Below are 1,746 nucleotides of genomic sequence, written 5' to 3'. Positions count from 1 at the left end.
CGTGTCTGGATATCAGTTCCGCCAGAGACCGGGCCGTCCAACGGATCGATGCCGTCACGATCCTCATCGCTCCCGCCGTCGCCGGTAGGCCATTCGCCGCCGTCGAGCGCATCCAGCACCGCCAGATCGAAAGTGGGCGGCTCGTCGCCGCGCAGCCAGGCCGCGGCGCGCAGCACGGCCTGCACCGGTTTGAGATAGCCGGTGCAGCGGCAGAGCACTCCGGCGATGGCCTCACGCACTTCGGCTTCGCTGGGATTGGGGTTAGTGTCCAGCAGCCGTTTGGCGGCAAGCAGTTGCGCGGGCGTGCAGTAGCCGCACTGGATCGCGCCGCAGGCCACAAACTCACGCTGTAGTGGGTGCAGGTCGTCGTCGCGCGGGCCGCTCAGCCCTTCCACGGTGAGGATGGCTGCGCCGCCGGCCTGTGCCGCCAGCATCACGCCGCTGTTGACCAGCCGGTAGGACGTAGGCTGGTCGGGCGTGTGGGTGAGCAGCACGGCATCGGCCCCGCTCTCGCCGGTCTCGTCACCGTGTTTGACGCTGAAATAGCGCAGGCGGCGCAGCGCCGTGCGCAGCAGTTCGCCGGGGTGGGTATCGAGCGTGTGATGCGTACCGTTAACGGTTAGCGAGATTTGCATAGGCAATATTACCAGGGAAGAAATTCGATGAAGCTTGCATAGACTATACCAGCAAACGGTACGCCCGTTTGCTGGCGCTTCATTCCTTCGGCCAGCAGGTCTTTATCGTGTGTAACGAGGACGCGCTCCAACTGCGTAGCTCGATCAAGCAGGTCTGAATCTTTCCATAAGTGGGTACCATCAGTTTTGCCAGGACTGAGGTTTCGGCCATCTCGCTACGCAACCGATCCACCTCAGCCAAATCTGCCGCGATCTGTTGATCGATCTGTTCTTGGTGATCCCAGTAGTAGGCCAAGGCCGAATAAATCTGTCCCAAGGTTAAGTGTGGATGCTGGAAGTGCAGTTCTTCTGGACTCCAGCCCCAAGATAGATGCTCGGATACGAGGTGAGAAACCTTCATGCGCGTGCCTTCAATGACAGGCCGCTGCTTTTCGTCTAAGACGATGTGTTCATAAGTGGTTTTGGTTGGATTTGTCATTGCTCTCTCCTATCCTCTCGCCTCGTCTAGTGCACGCTCCATGATGACCTCGACCATGGCGCGGCGGTAGTGGGCGCTGCCCTTGAAGTCGTCGGGCGGCTCCAGCGCCATCCCGGCCAGGATGGGCCGCGCGGCCACGCCGCACAGCGCCACGCGCTCGACCTCGGCATCGACGACCGCATAGGCGGCGACGATGGGCCGGTCGGACGGGGTACGTGCCAGCCGTGCCGCGCCGCCATGCCAATGCACCAGCGGCAGCCGCACCTCCGTGATCAGCCCAGGCCGCGGCGTGAACTCGTCGAGGGGGATCGCCGTCGGGCGCGTCCCGTCATGCACCACGACCTGGGCATCCAGCGCCAGGAGCGCGGCGTAAAATTCGCTGTCCGGCTCGGCGGCGGCGACAACCCCGCCCACGGTGGCGGCGTTGCGCAGGTTGACCGGCCCTTCGCCCTGGGCGGCGCGGCGCAACAGGCCGCTTGCGAGGCTGCCGCCCAATGGATGTGCGATCACCGCCGTCAGCGTGGCGGTTGCGCCCAGACAAAGCCGGCCATCCTCCTGGCGAATCGTGTGCAGCCCCAGGTCGCGCAGGTCTATCACGCCGTCGATGCCGCGCAGGGCGCGGCTCTCCAACTG

The 1,746-nt window shown here is 64.3% G+C and carries 3 protein-coding genes; all 3 read right to left on the bottom strand.

Features of this window, described 5'->3' with window-relative positions; all coding sequences use genetic code 11:
• Positions 1 to 635 (bottom strand): 2Fe-2S iron-sulfur cluster-binding protein (locus Q0X16_RS06775; RefSeq protein WP_297832372.1); only part of this gene is annotated, 635 nt, incomplete at its 3' end.
• Positions 636 to 714: 79 nt separating this feature from the next.
• Positions 715 to 1,113 (bottom strand): DUF433 domain-containing protein, encoded by a 399-nt coding sequence (locus tag Q0X16_RS06770; protein WP_297832369.1) that lies wholly within the window; start codon positions 1,111 to 1,113, stop codon positions 715 to 717.
• 9 nt (positions 1,114 to 1,122) lie between these two features.
• A partial coding sequence (locus Q0X16_RS06765; RefSeq protein WP_297832367.1) for an FAD binding domain-containing protein occupies positions 1,123 to 1,746 on the bottom strand: 624 nt, incomplete at its 5' end.

Source organism: Thermomonas sp., from assembly GCF_025993755.1.
GTDB lineage: Bacteria > Pseudomonadota > Gammaproteobacteria > Xanthomonadales > Xanthomonadaceae > Thermomonas.
Note: the sequence above shows the minus strand (reverse complement) of the source record. Positions and strands in the feature narration are given on the sequence as shown.

Excerpts from the sequence above, each read along its gene's own strand:
- Q0X16_RS06770 (WP_297832369.1), bottom strand. The coding sequence starts at position 1,113 with ATGACAAATCCAACCAAAACCACTTATGAACACATCGTCTTAGACGAA.